Raw genomic sequence first — 20,202 nt, 5'->3', positions numbered from 1 at the left:
GGCAGTTAATCACATGAAAATTAAACAAGATGGAAAAATTTCACAGCCTTTGATGATTGCAGTTTTGGTTGGCCTAACGCTGATGCTGTGTACTGCTATTTGGTTAAGTACAAATAAATCCGATGCGGATAAAACTGAGTCGGAAGGTGAAAATAGCGAAGCCAAAAAGAGTGATACTGAAGCAGAACATGCGGAAGAAGGTGAACTGCAACTCACCACTCAACAAATGGTGGAACAAGGAATTAAAATTGCGACTGTAGAAAATGGTCTGGTCGAAAATATTATTCAATTGCCGGGTAAATTAGCCGTCAATACTGATCAGCAGGCACATATTTCTCCAAATTTCAGTGGGCATGTCGAACAAGTCAGTGTGGCACTCGGTCAAACTGTACAAAAAGGGCAAACTTTAGCTGTACTTTCTGTACCTGAGTTGATTGATCAGCAAGCCAATTTTCGCATAGCAGAAGCCAATTTAGATTTAGCCCGTCAAGATTATCAGCGTGAGCAAAAGCTCTGGTCTCAAGGAATTTCTGCCAAACAAGATTATCAGCGTGCTGAAAATGCCTATCGTCAGGCTCAAATTAGCGTACAGTCAGCAAAATCGCGCTTGCAAGCTTTGGGCGCGAATAGGGGTCAAAATGGGCGATTTATTATTCGTGCGCCAATCGCTGGAGTGATTAGTCAAAAAGATATTGTGGTGGGTGAAAATGTGCAATTGGCAGACCAATTATTCACCATCGAACAGTTCAAAGATTTGTGGCTGGAATTTAACTTAGCTCATCAATATTCCTCACAATTACAAACGGGTCAAAATGTCTCTTTCAAAATCAATGGTTCAGATCAGCTCTATAGCGCAGAGGTACAAAGCCTGACATCACAGGCAGATGTACAAACCGGACGCTTGGTGGTACGCGCCAAATTAAAACAACAATCTGCTGAGCTTCGCCCAAATGTGATGGTCAATGTGCTATTGGCAGATTCGGGCACTAAGAATGCATTAAGGGTGCAAAAGTCCGCCGTGCAAAGCATAGAGGGTAAAGACAGTATTTTTATTGTTGAATCTGAACAAAAAGGCCAAGTGCATTTAAAAGCGCAAGCGCTAAAACTTGGACAAGCATCCAGTGATGGGCAATGGCTAGAAGTGATTTCGGGTCTTGAGGCTGGGCAAAAGTATATTTCCCAAGGCAGTTTTTTACTGAAATCTGAACTGGAAAAAGACGAGGCTGGCCATGAACACTAATTCAGAGAATCCGAACACAAATTTACCAAAGCCAGAAGGTCTATTCGAACGCATTATTCAGTTTTCAATTCAAAATGCAATTTGGGTGATGCTGTTTGTCTGTACATGGATTGCCGTCGGGATTTACAGTTATCAAAAACTGCCGATTGATGCTGTCCCTGATATTACCAATACCCAAGTGCAGATTAATACGCAGGCCAATGGCTTTACAGCGCTTGAAGTTGAACAGAGGATTACCTATCCCATTGAAAATGCGATGGCAGGTATTCCTGATTTGGAACTGACCCGTTCTATTTCCCGTTATGGACTATCACAAGTCACGATTGTCTTTAAAGATGGTACGGATATTTACTGGGCGCGTCAGCAAATTAATGAGCGGGTACAAGAAGTTCAGTCGACATTGCCTACTCAGGTTTCTCCGACGATGTCGCCAGTTTCGACAGGTTTGGGCGAGATTTATCAATGGGTGCTGAAAGCAGAACCCAATGCAAAAAAAGCAGATGGTACGGCATATAGCGCGATGGATTTGCGTGAAATTCAGGACTGGATTGTGCGTCCGCAATTACAGCGTGTACAAGGTGTTGCCGAGGTCAACAGTATTGGTGGTTTTAATAAAACCTACGTGGTTTCACCTGATTTAAACCGCATGCAACAGCTGAACCTGTCATTAGAACAATTACAGCAAGCGCTTACAGAAAATAATGAAAACCGTGGTGCAGGATTTATTGAGGAAAATGGTCAGCAGTTAACAGTTCGAGTGCCGGGAACCTTAAACACCATTTCAGATATTGAAAACACCATGATTGACAGCCCAAATGGCAGTCCAATTCGGGTGGGTGATATTGCGCAAGTCTCCATTGGGCATGATTTGCGCACAGGTGGTGCAACCTATAACGGAGAAGAAACGGTTTTAGGTATTGCCATGATGGCCATGGGACAAAATAGCCGAACTGTCTCGAAAGCTGTAGATGCCAAAATTAAAGACATTCAAGCCAGCTTACCCAAAGGGGTAAAAATTGAAACAGTGTATGACCGTACCACATTGGTGGAGAAAGCTATTAAAACCGTTCAAAAGAACTTGGTTGAAGGCGCAATTCTAGTCATCATCATTTTATTTATCTTTTTAGGTAATATCCGTGCCGCCTTAATTACTGCCTGCGTTATTCCACTTTCAATGCTATTTACCTTAACCGGCATGGCACAAAAGAATATCAGCGCGAACCTAATGAGCTTAGGCGCATTGGATTTCGGGATTATTGTTGATGGTGCAGTGGTGATTGTTGAAAACTGTATACGACATTTAGCCCATGCACAGCAAACGTTGAAACGCCCATTAACGCAAAATGAACGCTTTAAAGAAGTCTTTTTGGCTGCACGTCAGGCACGCCGTCCGCTGATATTTGGACAATTAATTATTTTAGTGGTGTATTTGCCAATTTTTGCTTTAAGCGGTGTAGAAGCAAAAATGTTCCATCCGATGGCATTAACTGTGGTATTGGCACTTGTGGCGGCGATCATTCTGTCTATTACATTTGTACCTGCTGCTGTAGCGCTTTGGGTAAAAGGTGAAATTAAAGAAACAGAAAGCCGTTGGATGACTTGGCTGAAAAAGCAGTATCTTCGAATATTAAATACAGCTTTTCATTACAAGGCTGTGGTGATGACTTTTGCACTGTGTTTACTGCTCATTACTGGGCTTTTAAGCACTAAAATTGGCAGTGAGTTTGCACCACAGCTGAGTGAAGGTGATTTTGCAGTTCAACTGATGCGCTCACCTAGCACTGGTTTAGAAGAATCATTAAGAATGCAGGAAAACGCTGAAAAACTGCTGTTGAAAAAATTTCCAGAGATTCACGCTGTATTTGCTCGTACAGGTACAGCAGAAGTGGCAACCGATGTAATGCCTCCGAACATTTCCGATGGTTATATTATGCTTAAACCACGAAATGAATGGCCGAACCCTAAAGAAAGTGTGGATGACCTGCGTGGCCGTATGGTGGCTTATGTGGCTACGATTCCAGGTAATAACAGTGAGTTTTCCCAACCTATTGAACTGCGCTTTAATGAGCTGATCTCAGGTGTGCGTAGTGATGTGGGCGTCAAAATATTTGGCGATGATATGCAAGTGCTCAATACAGAGGCCACTAAGATCGCCAAAATTATGCAGCAAGTTGCGGGGAGTAGCGCCGTAAAAGTTGAACAAACTTCAGGTTTACCTTTATTAAATATTGAAATAGATAAGGCTTTGGCTGCGCAATATGGTTTAAGCGTTAAATCTATACAGGATACTGTGGCAGCCAGTGTCGGTGGACAAAGTGTAGGGGAGATTTTAGAAGGTGATCGCCGTTTTGACTTTGTTATTCGTTTAAATGATCAAGACCGTAATGTAAGCACGATTTCACAACTACCGTTAAAGTTGCCAAATGGTGGCAGTATTGTACTCTCAAATGTTGCCACAGTGTCTAATGTAGATGGGATCAATCAAGTCAGCCGTGAAAATGGTAAACGCCGTATTGTAGTGACTGCCAATGTTGAAGGCCGTGATTTAGGTTCTTTTGTGGCGGATATGCAGACTCAGCTGAAACAATATGTATTACCAAGCGGTTATTGGATTGAATATGGCGGTCAATTTGAAAACCTTGCATCTGCCAAAGCAAGAATGCAAATTGTCATTCCTTTAGCACTACTGACCATCTTTATTTTATTAATGGCAGTATTTCATAATGTGAAAGAAAGTCTGCTGGTCTTTACTGGCGTACCCTTTGCCTTAACGGGCGGTGTATTGTTTCTTTGGTTAAGAGATATTCCGCTTTCGATGTCTGCAGGGATTGGATTTATTGCACTCTCAGGTGTTGCTGTGCTGAATGGCCTGGTCATGCTGACCTTCATTAAAGAACTGGGGGACAAGTATCCATTGCATGAAGCCGTATGGCAGGGCGCTGTACTTCGATTACGCCCAGTACTCATGACTGCCTGTGTTGCCTCTTTAGGTTTTGTACCAATGGCTTTGGCAACAGGTACAGGTGCGGAAGTGCAACGGCCTTTAGCCACGGTTGTGATCGGCGGTATTCTTTCTTCCACCTTGCTGACCTTGGTGCTATTGCCAGTGCTTTACCGCTGGCTTAATACAGCTCGATCTCAATAATCTAGACTAAGCAATTTTGATTAAAACGATATTGCATTAACCCATACGGTTCATTCATTAGACAGAATGGATCGTATGGACTTACGATTTATCAATATTTAAACACAGCTAAAATCAGCAAATCAGTATAAGCCGATATTCACCTACATTTTCTACAGGTGCGCGGTGTACACAAGGCAAAACTTGCTGTGTAGGATGATCCACCGCTAAACGCCAAAGATGACCATTGCCTAGATTTACAGGCACAGCATTTTCTTTGAGCTGATAATGTAAATCAAAAAAATATTCCGCTAAAAAATCATCAAATTCTGAGGTAGGGCCATCGTACAAATCTTTAAGTTGTTCTCGTATTTTAGGAATTAAGATTCTTTGTGTCACTTGATCATTTGGCACAATATCACTGGAAGCACCATAATATGTACATAAAAAGGTATCGGTAGCGATAGGTGATCGATCGACATGAAAGGAATAAACATCGGTTGAGATGAAATCGAATTCATCATCTCGTTCATAACATTTGAGCAAGTTCAACGAAGGTGATGCACCAAATTCTGTTAATTGTTGCAGATCATTTAAAATAACTTCTCTGGCTAAATGGCCTTGCGATGAAAGTGTTAACTTCATCAGATCATCTATAGAAATTTCGGTTATATTTTCAATCAGTTCGAGTTTTTCGACTATTTCTTTAAAGTCGCCTTGTATGCTGCGTTGCCAGCAAAGCGCATTCATTTGACCTTCGAAATGACTATGAATCAATTCAGAAAATGTAGTGACTACACCAATTTGAGGATGCTGGGAAAAAGTATTGCTCATAATAGGGATCAATTTAAATCTGAGGCGAAGATACTGCGTACAAGGAAGTGCTAGAAGGATTAAGCAGTTTTATTCTATCTTAAACCATAAACTGCTATACAAAATTATTCGAGCATAGGCATTCATCGTTACGCTTTCTGTTTGGCTTTTTGGCGTAAGACATACAAATATAAGCTTTCTACTTTTTCACGTGCCCAAGGTGTAGTACGTAAGAATCGTAGTGATGATTTAACGCTTGGATCTATGCAAAAACATCTAATTTCAATTTTGCGGCTTAAGCTTTCAAAACCACCGTAGTAATCCAATAATTCATCCAAGATGTCAGCAAGTTTTTTGCCGTGTAAAGGGTCATTGGAGGTGCTCATATTAGATCAATCATATTTTGGGAGACCATTATTATAACCTGAGCGAGTTGAAAAAATGAGAGGGTTTGAATTTAAACATCAGGAACGTCAGATTCGCCAATTGATAAGATTCTGATTTCGGCATAACGTATATTATGTTCATTAGCGTACTCGGCATCGTGAATGATAATTTTACAGATTCACGATGTCGAGCTGTGGCAACGGATGCGTTGTGTAGGCCACAGTCTTGGATATGCTATTTAACATAATATATATTATACGAACAAAAGGTACTTTAGTACTTGTTGTTTAAACTACATAATCTCTCTAATGCTTTAAAATCGTAAAATGTCATTTAAGTGTTGTTCATGTTTCTTAACACTTTAATATTTGGTCTTGATATCAAAAATATGTAGCATGGTTATATTTAAAGAATAGATAAAAATGCTCTTAAAATTTAAAGATAAATTCCATAAAAAGACTAATGACAAATTAATTGTCATCACTAATTCTTGTCTTGTGCCATACGTTTGGCCTCAGGTTTACAATGAGTTTTTTATTTGTCATTTGGCTACTAATACTAAATATAAAATTCTTAGACACATTAATCATTTTTATGAGTTTTTAGATACCAAGCTTCATATTTTTCCAGATAAGATTTTTGATGAGTCCAACTTAGATAACACTAAAAATTACTTCTTCTCCTATTATTGTCATTTATGTAATGATTTAGAACCAATTAATAATGAAATTTGGGCGGATGTTGTAGTTTTTTATGAAAAAATTCAAGAGTTTAAATTAAATACTAGTAATAATATTAATTTTGAATTAAAAGAATCAATCAAAGATTTATCAGAAAAACTATCTCAATTTAAGTTTAGAAAATCTAAAAAAATATTAAAAATTAAATCATTACCTCCAGTCATTATTGACTATCTTGATGAAATTCTAGTCCCAGGTGCTGTTAACAATCCTTTTAAGCATTTACAAACACAGTGGAAATATTATGTGGCATACATTCTATTGTCATATGTAGGTTTGAGACGTGGAGAATTATTACTATTAAATATCGATTCTTTCTTCATGACGAAAAGCTTTAAAAATAATAAAAATTATTATTACTTAAATGTACAAAATAATGAGAGCGATGATGATGAACGCTTTACAGAGCTGAATTTAAAAAATCAATATGCTACTAGGCAGATACCTATTGGTGAGGATATATACAAACTACTCAAAATTTATTGTGAGGGCTATAGACCACGCTCTTACACCCCTTTTATATTTATATCCAATAGGCATAAACCATTGTCCGTAGAAGCCTTAAATAAGACATTTCTAAAAATTTATCAAGCGTTGCCTATAGAATTATCAAAACAGTTAGAAAAGACACACGGTCTTACAAGCCTATCACCTCATATGTTACGTCATACTGCTGCTTCAATTTGTGTTTCGCTCTATCCAGATGATAATAGAGATAATATGTTTGCTGTAATGAGGAGTTATTTTGGATGGTGGCCAGATTCCAAAATGCCAGCATACTATGCTAGCAGTGCCTTCAATGACCAAATGCAGGCAAAATATCTCGATATATTAAATAGAAGAATATCAACAATAGAAAGAATATTTAGTCACGATTAGTGAATGATTGCTGTCGCTCTATCATCTAACCGTTTTTTGATTATTGGCCAATCAGGCATAACTTGACTTAGAAGTTGATAAAAACGCTCACTATGATTATGTTCAACCAAATGACAAAGTTCATGCAAAATCACATAATCAATGCAAATTGCGGGCGCTTTAACTAGATGCGGGTTCAGTGTAAGAAGACCTGATGGTGAACAGTTCCCCCACTGTGTGCGCATTGTCATGAGTCGTATATCAGGCTTAGCTTCAACCCATAAGGCTTTTTCAAGAATCTGCCTCAATCGTACTTCAAATATGACTTTTGCTCGAGATCTGTACCATTCATTTAAATGAGATTTAATACTTTCAATATCCGTATCTAAGGTGTTTACCTCCAATCTTCCCCTCAGAAGTTTTACACCTTTTGGCTTGGTATCATCATGAATCACTTTCAATTGGTATTGTTTACCCAAATAAAAGTGGCTTTCACCACTTTTATATTGGCGAGGCATGATAAATTTGCTTTGCTCACGGAACTCTCGTAATTGTTTATAGATCCAACGACTACGCTGCTTTACAGCTTCAATGATTGTTTTATCATCTGCATTTAACGGTGCCGATACAACTACCCGACAATCAGCATAGACTTTAATTAGTATCTTTTCAGTACGGCTAGGACTTTCAAGCACCTCAAAATCAACAACTTCATCACCATAAATGATGCTTAACTTTCTCTCTGGCAGCGTATTCATCCTAGAGCCCATTCAAACCGACCCGAGTAATTTGTACGATCATTTCCACAATTTTTTTGGCTTGATCCATACCACTACCAATGGATTTACATTCACGGAACATCTGCGGTAATAGTTTTTTACGGATATCTGCTTCAATATTTTGTGGATTAATTGAGTTTTCAGCTACAGAGCTCATGACAGAACGATCAACCTCGAAAGCGAGTTCAATCCACTTATCTTGATTCTGTTGATCTGTTATCGAGAATGCTTCAGGTAATAGTTTCTTGAATACACCATAATAAGCTTGAGCATGCTTATTACCACTGAACACATCAGGAATTTCATCTAAACGACGAGCCTCAACTTGCTCTTCAAACTCTTTAAACAGCATGTGTTGCTTCAATGGATGATCAAATTCTTTCTCTGCTTCTTCAATGACTTGACGTAAAAGTTTAGAGAAAGCCTCCTGAGCATAAGGATCATCACGCAATTGCTGTTCAATCATCTTCGTTACACGAGTTTTGATGATATCCGTTTCATTACGTGTTTTCTCTTCACTCCAATCTTCGGGTTGCGCCATTTTGCCCATCTTGCCGACTTCATAGACTCCATCAGGGTCTTTTACCTCAATACCCACAACATGTTTATCAAGAAGTTTTTTGACTTGCTCAGCATACTGATCATAGTCAATAGTCTCTCCAGCATCTCGTTTCACAATCTGACGCAAGCTTGTAAATAGTTTGACTGTTTCTTTGTAGTGCTGACGATCTGCATCAGAAAAGCTTTTATCTTCAAAGAAGGTTGCTGACTGCAATGCAACTTTTAAACAACTGGCAAATTCTGTAAGTGCTTCATAAAAATCATCACGAACTTTTAAGTGAATATCGACTAACTCACCCTCACGTTCTTCAATGCGTGGGACTAAAACTTGGCGCAACTGCTCTGGATCATTTTTATTTTTTACACCATCAAAAATCGCCCATAGCGCTTTATACAAACGAGGTAAACGTTTGTATTCAGAGCTCATTTGCGTATACAAGCCTGTAAGATCATTGATATCATAGCCACCTTGGGTACGAGCAGCGAGATCTTGGTAATCAAGAATTGTGGAATCTAATTCTTTTAAAATACCTCGATAGTCAATCAATAAACCAAACTTTTTCATTGGATGAAGTCGGTTTACACGCGCAATTGCTTGGATCAGATTGTGCTGTTTTAAATTTTTATCAATATAAAGAACAGCATTTTTAGGTTCATCAAAACCTGTTAAGAGCTTATCCACCACTATCAGCAATTTAAGCGAATCATCTTTTTCAAAACGCTCAATTACTTGTTTGGTATAAGTTTGCTCATCCTGAGTGCCGACATTGTCTTTCCACCATTGGGTCACTTCAGGGGTAGTCGATTCATCAACATCAGTATTTCCTTCACGACTATCAGGTGGGCTCATCACCACAGCAGACTCAAACAAGCCTGCTTCATCCAAGTACTTTTTATACTTAATCGCTGAAGCCTTGCTATCGCAAGCAAGCTGTCCTTTTAAACCATCATCAATATTTTTCACAAAGTGATTGGCAATATCTAACGCAATCAGGCGAATACGATCATCCGCAGTATAAATCTCACCTTTTCTCGCAAATTTACGTTTTAAATCTGCTTTTTGCTGATCATTTAAACCTTCTGTAATCCGTTCAAACCACGTATCAATCGCACGTTCATTTACGTCTAAATCAGGGATTCGTTCTTCATAAAGCAAAGGTGTTACAGTCTTATCTTCTACCGCTCTCTGCATAGTATAAGCATGAACAATAGGTCCAAACTTGTTAACGGTCTTTTCATCTTTAAGCAATGGTGTACCTGTAAATGCCACGAATGCCGCATTTGGAAGTGCGAGTTTCATACGCACATGGTTTTCACCACCTTGGCTTCGGTGCCCTTCATCAATCAGGACAATGAAGTCTGAACTTGTGTTAACACATTCAGGAAGTTTGGTTGCAGAGTTAAATTTCTGAATCAAAGAGAACATGATTCGCTCTGTACCCTTACCAATTTGTTCAGCCAAGCGTTTGCCAGAAGTCGCCATAGCATTTAGCTTGTCTCTTTTTCCTGCCAGTTCACCACCTGATACAAAGGTTTTACTGAGTTGATCTTCTAAATCGACACGGTCAGTGACAACCAATATACGACATTGTTTTAAAGCTTCATGCAAGATCAATGCTTTACTGAGAAAGACCATGGTAAAAGATTTACCTGAACCTGTTGTATGCCAAATGACACCACCTTCACGGCCACCTTTGGTGTTCTTAGTACTAATACGCTCAATGAGTCGTTTGATACCAAAGATTTGCTGATAACGAGCAACAATTTTTCCTGCTTTCTTATCGAAAAGCGTATATAGGCGAACCATTTCGAGTAGTCGCTCAGGCTTTAATAGGCTGATCAGCAGTTGATCTTGACCTGTAACAGCTAAGTCTCCACCTGCAATTAGATTTTCATACCACTTGAGATCATCTGCATGACGATATGCGAACAAACTGTTTTTTTGTACAGCACTTAATTTCTTATTTTTAAGCGCATACATTTCTGCATCAGAAATATCTTCTTCTCGCCATGCAGCCCAAAATTTTGCAGGGGTATTACATGTGCCGTAACGACCTTCATGCCCATTTATAGAGAGTATCAGTTGGCTATATGCAAACAGATGTGGAATTTCATCAGGTCGCTGATTACGAAGTGTCTGAGAAATACCTTCATTAATTGTTGGACCTTTCTTTGCCTGACTATCAGGGCGTTTTGCTTCAATCACAACTAAAGGAATACCATTTACAAAGCAAATGATATCGGGTCTACGTGTATCTACTCCACCTGAACGTGTTACAGCAAATTCTTCTGTATATGAAAAGTCATTATTATGGATGTTATGCCAATCAATCAATGGAATCGTTGGGCTAACTTTTTTTCCATTTACAAATTCAGTTACAGGAATACCGTAGAACAAATGGTTATACATTTTTTCGTTGGCAGTCAGTAGCCCCTCATTCAAAGCTGGGCTACAGATTTCAGCAATTAAGTTGTCTACCGACTTTGCTGAAAGTGGATATTCTTGACCCGCAAATGGAAAAGTACGTTTAGAGAGCTCTTTACGTAAAATTTGACGTAATACCACTTGGTCTTGTTTACCATCACGGGCAACAAGTGCCTGTGATGGCGGTAAAAACGACCACCCCAGATTCATTAACAATGTTAATGCGGGAATCTTAGCACTGTATTCTTCTTGAAACTTAATTGAGAGACCGTTCATATCAAACCAAAACTTTTAAAATAAAACTGCGAAACATGCACTAAGATTTGCTTTATAAATAAAGCAGATAGCCATAACAATTAATACCACCAAGAACATATAAAAACTTAACGGCACTTTATCCCTAAAAAAACTAAAATTTTTCTGCTCATCAACCCATTCAATTTGATGTTGCCAAAAGAATTTATAGTGTGCACACCAATCACTGAACAACATTTGTTTACCTAAACCAACTGAACAATACCGATTCTCTAGTTGGCGATACTCTTCAATTAAAAATGTTAAATCATCACTATTACTTTTACCTTGGACTGAATAATATAATGTTCTCAACTGATTATAAATTTTTGTCAACTCATCTCCTGCTGTCTTATATTCATTTTTTTTAGCATCATACATTATGACATACAGTCCAATTACGCCAACCAATGTAAATGTTGCCGATAGGAACTTAGTTGAAAGTGCATCAAAGACCAAAGAGTAAATACCAAAAGCGATTGAAACAAAGCTTATCCAGCCAGGTAATTTCTCCACTAAATCATAAGTCGCTAGATTCTTCTTTGCCCCAAAACCTACGTTATAACCAGTTTCCGCAATACATTTAAGTAAATCATCTTTAATCATCTTCACTCCTCAATCGGCACATAAATGCGGTCACGAGCTACAACTACAGCATTTTGAATGATGTAGCATTCCACTATATGCTCACCATTAAAATCAGCGGTTTCAGTTTTTTGATTCTGCCCTAGATCCGCAACAATTTGCCCTCTAATACAATCTCGACTTTTTGCAGCCTCTCCACGATTTAGAACTTTCCATAAAACAGAATATTTTTGCTCTGGTAAACTAGAGGGCGTCCCATTTTTATCGATATAGAATCTAAGACTTCTTCCGCTATTTAATTTTTTACGATTTCTTTTAAAATGACTTAAGAAATCTATGAATGCACCATGTTTAGTAATTTCACATTCTATTTTTAACGGATAACGTATATCTATTGGGTATTTATTCTCAATAAACTCTTCAGTATCTCTATAGCGTAACTCACCTAATGTCATTGATTTAACGATAGTAGTTGCTGCTTTAGGGAAAGAGTTTCCATATACTTTTCGCCAATAATCATTAGCCGAACTCTTTCCTGCATTTTCAATAGCTTTAAGCGAATTCTCATATGCTTTTTTAGCTTTTCTTTGAAATTTACTTTTAACTTTGACATCCTGATTACTACCTAAAGCTTGATAGTGATCTTGATCGGGTTGTTCGGATAAATACTTAAAAAAGTCTCTACTTAAACAATCATATGAACTATAACTCTTGTCATCATAATTCGTAGTCGATTTCATAAAATTGTAGGCGAGTGTGTCTATTAATAGGCCTCCTATGCCCACTCCATGCTTATTTTTCCAAGCTCTAGCCATCTTACATAAACGACGCAAGTTTTTATTTTTTGCCTCATTCATGCTTTTCATTTCATCAATTTCGGCTTGAGGCTTAGTAATTTTCCAACTGCCACCATTCTTTGTATCTGGATACTTATACGAACCATCCTCTTGCTCAAAAACAGGCTGTACCTCGACATGAAAATTTGTGTATTGGACACATACAACTAATCGATCTACAAATACGGTAGTTCGAGGATAACGTGCAAGAATTGCATCTTTTGTATCCTTTAATAACTTTGATTGACCGCCATTTTTATAATCATCCCATTTTGAGGGTGGCATGATGTACAACATGTCTAAATCTGAAATACCTTTAATCGCAGTCCATCTGCCGTACGAACCAACTTGTAATTGGTTTGATGTTTTTGATTCGGTATCACGAAATTTTTTGTTCAATGCACATGTTATCTCTTGATAACGTGACGTGATTTGTTCTTCATTTGCAACTTTAATATTGCTTAAAAAGTCTTGAAACATTTGGGAAATTGACATTACAGCCCTCAAGTTTTAATTGTTGATAAAGTATTAAAAACGTCCTTGTTTCTAACGATCCATTTGATATTTAGTGACGCCAAATATAATCTTTAAGAGTCAAATTTCAGTTTGCATTAGCTTTTATTCAGCTTAAAACTCAACTGATAACGATAAAACTCAATATTCTGTGCCACGCTCAAAGCACGACGAATTCTTAAGTCATCTTCTAGTGCAATAATCACACCTTTCACTTGCTGATCTGCCTCAGCCAACTCATCTTTGACATAGCCCATATAGCGTTGGATTTGCCCCACGACACGATCACTTGCACGACCACGTTTTAGCTCAACAACAAGCAATGTCTTCTTATCCTTACTGATTGCCAAGATATCGATAGGACCAGTATCCGATGGATACTGCTGACCGACCAATTGACCTTCTTCGGTATAAATGTCGTATGTTGCACCCAACTCAGTTTTAGACCAGTTCTCTACCAAGAAATGCTCTAAATGCTTTTCTAAAGCAAAAGCTGTTGGGTCTTCGACTACTTCATCAGGCTCAAGATATTCAACTGTTTCTTTGCCATCAATAAGTGTTTTAAGCTCTTCTGCATACTTGGTCAGATTACAAACTGTACCCACTGATCCCGATGAGTTTTTTAGCTCTTGAGACATCATTTCCCTAGGTAAAGTCTGTTCAAACCATTCAACTTTTCTGCGATGGCTTAACTCGCCAGAAGGCACGTAGTAATAGTCAGATATGACTTTACCCACGAGATAATGACCATCCCCACGAGGTGTAAGGATAATGTCACCCTGTTTAATCCCTTTAGAAAGGGTATGTAGCATGCCACATGCTAAGCCTGCTGAAATCTTACTTTTTTCAGGTAAGGCTGTTAAATAAACAGGAATAAAACGATGATTAAACTCACGCCAATCATCAGGTAAGTCATGGGTTAAGTCTTGGTCAATGTTCCAGTTGGCGGCAATAAAGCCGCCCTCTAGAAACTCTTGAGCAAATACAGACTTGGCACCCGCCATAATGCGGTAATAGCTAGGTGTTATTTGCATCATTAGGCAGCCACCTTGACACGTTTTTTACCTGTCAAAAGTTGTTGCATAAGTGCTTTTTTTTCTTGCTTCAAGCAATCAAGTTTTTTCTGCAAACCTTCAATTTCCTGATCAGCAGCAGAAAGAACAGCAGCAATTTTTTCCTGTTCGGCTATTTCGGGTATAAAAAGTTCGTAGCTATTAAAAATACTCTCACTGAAGTTTCTTCTAACAACTGAAGCTCCTACAACCGATGCTGCTTCCAATACTTTCTGGAATAAACTGCTTCTTATAAAGTGCTTCATAAATTCAGGAGAAGATAAATTTGTAATAACAAACACTTTGTATGCAGGTGATACAATAACTGGAAAATCCATTAAATGAACATCAACCGACCCCATCCAAAAGTTCAGCCCACTCATTACAAATCTTCCTGTTTTGACTACCCTATATTTTGAAGTATCTTCACTAGCAACAGATTTATTAAAATATTCTGACTGATTAACCAAACCATTTTTTGTCACCGAAAAAATAGGGAAATCCTGGTTTCCTGCTGACAATACTTCTGGCTTGAAAATTTCCTTCACTTTTGTACTTTTCCACTCCCCTCTAAACCTCACTCCATTCTCATCAAGCAAACGCTTCTTACCCGTCAGCAACTGTTGCATCAAAGCTTTTTTCTGCTGTTGGCTATTTTCAAGCATTTTTTCAGTAGCCGAAATTGCTTGGTCCCAAGTTGAAAGGATTTGGGCGATTGCCTTTTGCTCAATAAGTGGTGGCAAAATAATTGGTAAATCTTTACATATCTCAATAGTTAAATTCTGCTGACCAGAAGTCTTTTTAGATCTAGACTGTAACCATTGTTGAGCTTTAAAACTATTTAAAAACTCTAGAAAATATTTACTATCAACAAGATTTTTTTGTAGCCGGTAAAATACAATCGCCTGATTCATATTATATTCAGGATAGCTGTCATCAAGTAGAGCTGTTTTCCCTAAAGGAGGACCTACGATATTCATCAAAATATCATTAGGAAATGCCATTGAACGCGATAGAAAATTTTCGTGAGACTGTTTTGATACAAATATGAAATCAGAATCTAGTGCTAAACGACCATAAAAAGTTAAATTATTAACTCGTAAAAAAGGAATTTTACCTTCATTAGAAATCTCTGATTTAGGCGGAGTAGTCCCTTTAGAAATTTTTGTGCAAATTTCATTGGCAGTTTTACAAGACCAATCATTTGGAATAATTCCAAAACCTGAAATGAAGTTAGATGTATCATTCACCACAACCCAACTCCTCTAAATACTTCGCCATCTGAACTTCAAGCTCAGCAAGTTGAGTCTTTAACTGCTCACGCTCAGCACGTACAGCAACCAAATCAATCTCAGCTTCTTCTTCAAAGGTATCCACATAACGAGGAATATTTAGGTTGTAATCGTTGTCTTTCACTTCCTGCAAAGTCGCCAAATACGCATACTTATCTACGCTTTCACGGGCACGATAGGTTTCAATAACCTTGGCAATATTATCTTGGCTTAAGTTGTTTTGATTTTTACCTGACTTAAACTCACGGCTTGCGTCAATAAATAAAACCGAATCATCAGACTTTTGCTTTTTAAAAATTAAAATTGCAGCAGGAATACCCGTACCATAGAACAGCTTTTCAGGTAAACCAATAACCGCATCTAATAAGTTTTCGTTAATCAACTTTTCACGAATCTTACCTTCAGATGAGCCACGGAACAACACCCCATGTGGAACCACAACACCCATACGACCCGTAACAGGTTTAAGCGTCTCAATCATGTGTGAGATAAAAGCATAATCACCCTTGGTCTTTGGTGGTAAACCACGACGGAAACGATCAAACTTATCATTTTCAGCTTGCTCATAACCCCACTTGTCTAATGAGAATGGCGGGTTTGCTGTCACAATATCAAACAGCATCAAGTCGCCATTCTTATCCAATAGTTTTGGATTACGAATGGTATCACCCCACTCAATTTTGTGGTTGTCTTCGCCATGCAAGAACATGTTCATCTTAGCTAATGACCACGTTGAACCAATCGCCTCTTGCCCGTAGAGTGCGTACTCTTTACTGTTGTGATTGCTGACGACCTTACGACCACACTTCATCAACAGTGAACCAGAACCACAAGCAGGGTCACAAATACTGTCGCCTTTCTGTGGATCAAGTAATTCAGCAATTAAGTCTGATACTTCAGGTGGCGTATAGAATTCGCCCGCCTTTTGACCACCACTCGCTGCGAAGTTTTTAATCAAAAATTCATATCCGTTACCAATCACATCAAGTGAACCGACACGGCTTGGTTTTAAATCTAAATCAGGCACAGCAAATACTTCTAAAAGATCTTTTAAAATGGTATTTTTTTGCTTTTCTTCACCCAATTTATCGGTATTAAACGAGATATCTTGGAAAACGCTTTTGCCTACATCTTTGAGCTTTGTACCATTGGCTTCTTCAAGCGCATGTAAAGCCATATCAATACGTTCGCCATTGCCGGGCTCAAAACGACGCTCAAGCAAGGTATAGAAATTCGATTCACGAGGCAGTACAAATCGCTCGTTTTTCATCATTTCTTCAATCAGTTCAGGTTCATCACCATACTCGTTTTTATAATTATCGTAGTGGTCTTGCCATACATCAGAGATGTACTTTAAGAACAGCATTGTCAAAATATAGTCTTTATAGGTATCTGCACTCACCGTGCCACGGAATACATCACATGCCGACCAAAGGGCTTTATTGACGGTATCTTGATTAATTTGAGTAACCATTATTTGTTTCCTTGGAGCAGTTGTTTAAACATGCCCATCATCATTTGTTCACGATTTTTAAGTAATTGCTGGGTCAAGATCTGCTCTTGCTCCCAAAGACGGTTTAATTCGATTATGCGTTGCTGAATGTCCAAGCTAGGGACTTCAACCTCAAATTGGCTGACTATTGATACGCTCAGCATCGGCATCTTAGAACCCTGACTTTCTTTGCGTAATTCATATTGCACATTCGATTGGTTCAGGTACCAACATAAGTATTCAGGCATGACTTTTTTATTTGGCATTAAAATCAAAAACTGGCTACTCACAATGAGTGGTAGTACTTTTGATTGATCCTGATTGCCTACAAAATAATGTGCTTTGAGATACTCACCTCGACAAGGTAAAAGCACACATTCAGGTGAGACGATTGCGTTATCTTTACCTTGCCAATCAATTTGCGGTAAAGCATCTGAAAAAAGCGTATAACCACATGTATCCGTTGCAATGCTACGAATATCTTTGATCTGCAATACGTGGGCATTGCCTGACTCAACTTCTTCAACCTTTTCACGGAATGTAAAGCCTGTGCGGATCTCTGCGAGATCGCTCAGTTTTAGGAATCTTTTTAACTTTGCCATAAATATTTACTCTGAAAGAGAATGAGCCATCCTTGGCTCAGTCCACTTAAGATGCGTTACCAACATATTTCTTTAGCCAATCAGTCATTGATTTGTCTTTATCTGAATCCAAATTTATCCAAGCCGCATCTCTTTGCAAACGTGTCACTAATAAACCATCATCTCTATCCATGACTTGTTGTAAATCATCACGAATCTGTGGTGCTGTTTTATCCGAAACGATAATCCAACAGGACTTTAACGGTCGACACCATGTTCCATAAGCCTTAATTTTTTTATCCAGCTCTTCATAGTTACGTTGTTTACGCAGGTCATAATTGATCTGATATACTTTCATTTGTTCTTAACTCCTAATGTTTAGTCACGTTATTGGTTTTGAATTCGATGACAGGCGGCCACCTGTCATCACTAAATTTAATGCAGTAGAGACCCTATGAGTCATGCCGAGTGTTATGTTAGGTTGGTATTTGTGTTATGTCAATAAAAAACGCAGTAGATTCCCTATGTAAAATAATAAATAAATTTTCCTACTTTTTGTGAATTTCAACGAGGTTCTGGAAATTCTCAGATTTCAACTCAAAAAATTTAATATTGGCTATTTTCAACTCAAAAAATTTAATATTGGCTATTTGAATTTAAAGTATATTGATTATTGGTGCTCTTCATAGAAAGTGATTCAATTATTTAATTCAAATTTATAAAAAACTGCTGAAGGGTTTTGTTGCACCCTTCTTAGACCAACCATATTCTGCTGTTTCATTACTATTGATGCCTGACTCATCAATATAAAGAATCTGTTCTTTTACATATTCGGCTTTTAATTGAGGCAACAATCATTGAAAGACAGCTCGACCTATTTTGCAGGCTTGTCTAGAGTAATATTTTTACATATAAAATATAAAAATCAATACCTTACAAATTAAAACTCTTATTTAAATCACATTTACAACAGTTCATTAATAATTATTTAATTATAAAAATTATTATATTTATAATAAATAGAATTTTATTGAGATTATTATATTTATAATAAATAGAATTTTATTGAGATTATTATATTTATAATAATCTTGAAGAGCTTGCAAAAATTTATTTTTTATATATTATTCTTAATGAAATAAAAGGAATTATCATGGATAACAAATATCAAGAAGCAAGTGCATTAGAATTTAAGGATGATGGTTTATTTAAAATATCTACAAAATATATTAGATATGAAGATGATTTTACAGAAAAAATACACACATTTAGGGATATTGAAAATGATAGTTGGGAAATTTATAGTGATGGGTGTAAAAAGATAATAGTTTTTAAAAAATATAAGACTAATATTAAAAACTTAATTAAGTTAACTGCTATAAACATACTTACTAATCTTTCATCTTCTACATTAGTTAATTATATTCATGGATTCCTAAAAGTATTCTCTGAGCAAGAAATAATTGACATTATAAAAAATAAAGAAAAAATTCTTTATAATTGGGAAATCTATAAATCAAATAAAATCAATAGCTTTACAATCTCAACAATCTTGCCAGCTCTAAATTTTCTAAAAAACATCCTAATATATCTTTCTGTTAATAATTTATTAAGATGGAATAAAAATGATATTGAGAATATATCAAATTTAAAAAGATTTAAAATAAACAAATATGCAAAAATAAAATCCGGGGATTGTTTTTTAAATACAGAAGAGGAAGCAAAAATATTAAATTATATTGGCAAGGTAAGTAACTATGAAAATTTAACAAGTAAAGATTTAGATGAATATTGTGTTCTTATACTTTTTTATCAATTTGGTGTTAGGCCAAAACAAGTCGGAATGCTTAGGCTTTATGACTTAAAAACTTATAAAATAAATAAATACGATGAAACACTTCATGTTAAATTTCAAAAAATCAAACAAAGACATACTATGAATGCAATTCCATTAGTTAGAAAAATAAAAACAGAATGGATAGTTTTTTTTAAAGAAAAAATTAGAAAAACAGATAAACATGGTAATTATTATTTTTTTTCTAATAATAAAAACGATATACGTGAAATTTTAAGAAAAGTAACAATTAAAATATTAGGTTATCCTATTAATGCAAATATATTTAGACATTCAGTTGCACAGAGACTAGTTGAGTCTGGGGCAAATTTAGATGAAGTATCTTCCTTCCTAGGACATACTTATTCTAAAAGTGCATTGATTTACTTCCAAGTATCTGCACAGACTGGAGTATTAATTAATAAAGCTCTAGGCATATCTAATATATATAGTAAAATTTCAAAAATTACGCATGGTGATTTTATAAGTATAGAAGAATTAAATAATTTGAATACTGAAAAATACATTGAAAGTTATCCACATGGAATAGCAATATCTGGTATTGGTGGATGTGATTTAAAACAGAACTTATGTAAAAAAAATCCAGTTTTTTCATGTTATGGTTGCGATAAATTTTTACCTCTAAATGATAAAAGTGTTCATGAAAATGGGCGAATTCAAACATGAGGTGCGACAGTTTGAAAAGTCTTATGATAATCAACAAGCTGAGCAAATTTCTCTAATGGTGTAAGCCAATCTAACGCTTTTCTAGGACGAGTATTCAGTGACATGGCAA

The 20,202-nt window shown here is 36.9% G+C and carries 15 protein-coding genes and 1 pseudogene; 4 read left to right on the top strand and 12 right to left on the bottom strand.

The window, feature by feature from the left end:
* Nucleotides 1-13: 13 nt before the first annotated feature.
* Together FTT88_RS09855 and FTT88_RS09850 are read left to right on the top strand one after the other, a co-directional pair.
* Nucleotides 14-1,240, top strand: coding sequence for an efflux RND transporter periplasmic adaptor subunit (locus FTT88_RS09855; protein WP_180173890.1), 1,227 nt, complete (start codon nucleotides 14-16; stop codon nucleotides 1,238-1,240).
* Nucleotides 1,230-4,385, top strand: a complete 3,156-nt coding sequence (locus tag FTT88_RS09850; RefSeq protein WP_180173889.1) for an efflux RND transporter permease subunit — start codon at nucleotides 1,230-1,232, stop codon at nucleotides 4,383-4,385. Before FTT88_RS09855 ends, FTT88_RS09850 begins: the two co-directional genes overlap by 11 nt.
* Nucleotides 4,386-4,499: 114 nt before the next feature.
* On the opposite strand, the gene FTT88_RS09845 is transcribed toward FTT88_RS09850, so the two are convergent.
* The gene (locus FTT88_RS09845; protein WP_180004439.1) at nucleotides 4,500-5,198 is read right to left on the bottom strand and encodes a DUF1826 domain-containing protein; all 699 of its coding nucleotides are present in this window, start codon (nucleotides 5,196-5,198) and stop codon (nucleotides 4,500-4,502) included.
* 128 nt (nucleotides 5,199-5,326) lie between these two features.
* Nucleotides 5,327-5,563 carry a VF530 family DNA-binding protein gene (locus FTT88_RS09840; RefSeq protein ID WP_180004441.1) on the bottom strand — a complete coding sequence of 79 codons (237 nt, stop codon included), beginning with the start codon at nucleotides 5,561-5,563 and terminating at the stop codon, nucleotides 5,327-5,329.
* Nucleotides 5,564-5,986: 423 nt separating this feature from the next.
* Between FTT88_RS09840 and FTT88_RS09835 the strand changes: the two genes are divergently transcribed.
* Nucleotides 5,987-7,183: a tyrosine-type recombinase/integrase gene (locus FTT88_RS09835; protein ID WP_180107179.1), complete on the top strand. Its 1,197-nt coding sequence runs from the start codon at nucleotides 5,987-5,989 to the stop codon at nucleotides 7,181-7,183.
* On the opposite strand, the gene FTT88_RS09830 is transcribed toward FTT88_RS09835, so the two are convergent.
* The 9 genes from FTT88_RS09830 to FTT88_RS09790 all read right to left on the bottom strand — a co-directional run bounded on the left by FTT88_RS09830 (nucleotide 7,180) and on the right by FTT88_RS09790 (nucleotide 17,930).
* Nucleotides 7,180-7,920 (bottom strand): M48 family metallopeptidase, encoded by a 741-nt coding sequence (locus FTT88_RS09830; protein WP_180107177.1) that lies wholly within the window; start codon nucleotides 7,918-7,920, stop codon nucleotides 7,180-7,182. The genes FTT88_RS09835 and FTT88_RS09830 overlap by 4 nt on opposite strands.
* Nucleotide 7,921: 1 nt before the next feature.
* Entirely contained in the window at nucleotides 7,922-11,203 is a 3,282-nt protein-coding gene (locus tag FTT88_RS09825) for a type I restriction endonuclease subunit R (RefSeq protein ID WP_180107175.1), read from the bottom strand.
* A 15-nt stretch (nucleotides 11,204-11,218) separates the two neighbouring features.
* Nucleotides 11,219-11,827: an SLATT domain-containing protein gene (locus tag FTT88_RS09820; protein ID WP_168542740.1), complete on the bottom strand. Its 609-nt coding sequence runs from the start codon at nucleotides 11,825-11,827 to the stop codon at nucleotides 11,219-11,221.
* A 2-nt stretch (nucleotides 11,828-11,829) separates the two neighbouring features.
* On the bottom strand, nucleotides 11,830-13,137 hold the full coding sequence (locus tag FTT88_RS09815; RefSeq protein WP_180107173.1) for a nucleotidyltransferase: 1,308 nt from the start codon (nucleotides 13,135-13,137) through the stop codon (nucleotides 11,830-11,832).
* Between the two features lie 116 nt (nucleotides 13,138-13,253).
* Nucleotides 13,254-14,192, bottom strand: coding sequence for an endonuclease NucS domain-containing protein (locus FTT88_RS09810; protein WP_180107171.1), 939 nt, complete (start codon nucleotides 14,190-14,192; stop codon nucleotides 13,254-13,256).
* A complete protein-coding gene (locus FTT88_RS17460) occupies nucleotides 14,192-15,457 on the bottom strand; it encodes a restriction endonuclease subunit S (protein WP_180173888.1) in 1,266 nt (421 codons plus the stop codon). The genes FTT88_RS09810 and FTT88_RS17460 overlap by 1 nt, the downstream gene beginning before the upstream one ends.
* Entirely contained in the window at nucleotides 15,450-16,973 is a 1,524-nt protein-coding gene (locus FTT88_RS09800; RefSeq protein ID WP_180107167.1) for a type I restriction-modification system subunit M, read from the bottom strand. Before FTT88_RS09800 ends, FTT88_RS17460 begins: the two co-directional genes overlap by 8 nt.
* Nucleotides 16,973-17,593: a restriction endonuclease subunit S gene (locus tag FTT88_RS09795; RefSeq protein ID WP_180107166.1), complete on the bottom strand. Its 621-nt coding sequence runs from the start codon at nucleotides 17,591-17,593 to the stop codon at nucleotides 16,973-16,975. The genes FTT88_RS09800 and FTT88_RS09795 overlap by 1 nt, the downstream gene beginning before the upstream one ends.
* A gap of 46 nt (nucleotides 17,594-17,639) precedes the next feature.
* Nucleotides 17,640-17,930 carry a hypothetical protein gene (locus FTT88_RS09790; protein ID WP_180107164.1) on the bottom strand — a complete coding sequence of 97 codons (291 nt, stop codon included), beginning with the start codon at nucleotides 17,928-17,930 and terminating at the stop codon, nucleotides 17,640-17,642.
* Nucleotides 17,931-18,725: 795 nt separating this feature from the next.
* Here FTT88_RS09790 and FTT88_RS09785 point away from each other — a divergent pair.
* Nucleotides 18,726-20,093 (top strand): site-specific integrase, encoded by a 1,368-nt coding sequence (locus FTT88_RS09785; protein ID WP_180173887.1) that lies wholly within the window; start codon nucleotides 18,726-18,728, stop codon nucleotides 20,091-20,093.
* On the opposite strand, the pseudogene FTT88_RS09780 reads toward FTT88_RS09785, so the two are convergent.
* A pseudogene (locus tag FTT88_RS09780) lies at nucleotides 20,084-20,202 on the bottom strand (IS30 family transposase); the annotation flags it as partial. The gene FTT88_RS09785 and the pseudogene FTT88_RS09780 overlap by 10 nt on opposite strands.

It is taken from the genome of Acinetobacter sp. YH01024 (assembly GCF_013420195.1).
GTDB lineage: Bacteria > Pseudomonadota > Gammaproteobacteria > Pseudomonadales > Moraxellaceae > Acinetobacter > Acinetobacter amyesii.
Note: the sequence above shows the minus strand (reverse complement) of the source record. Positions and strands in the feature narration are given on the sequence as shown.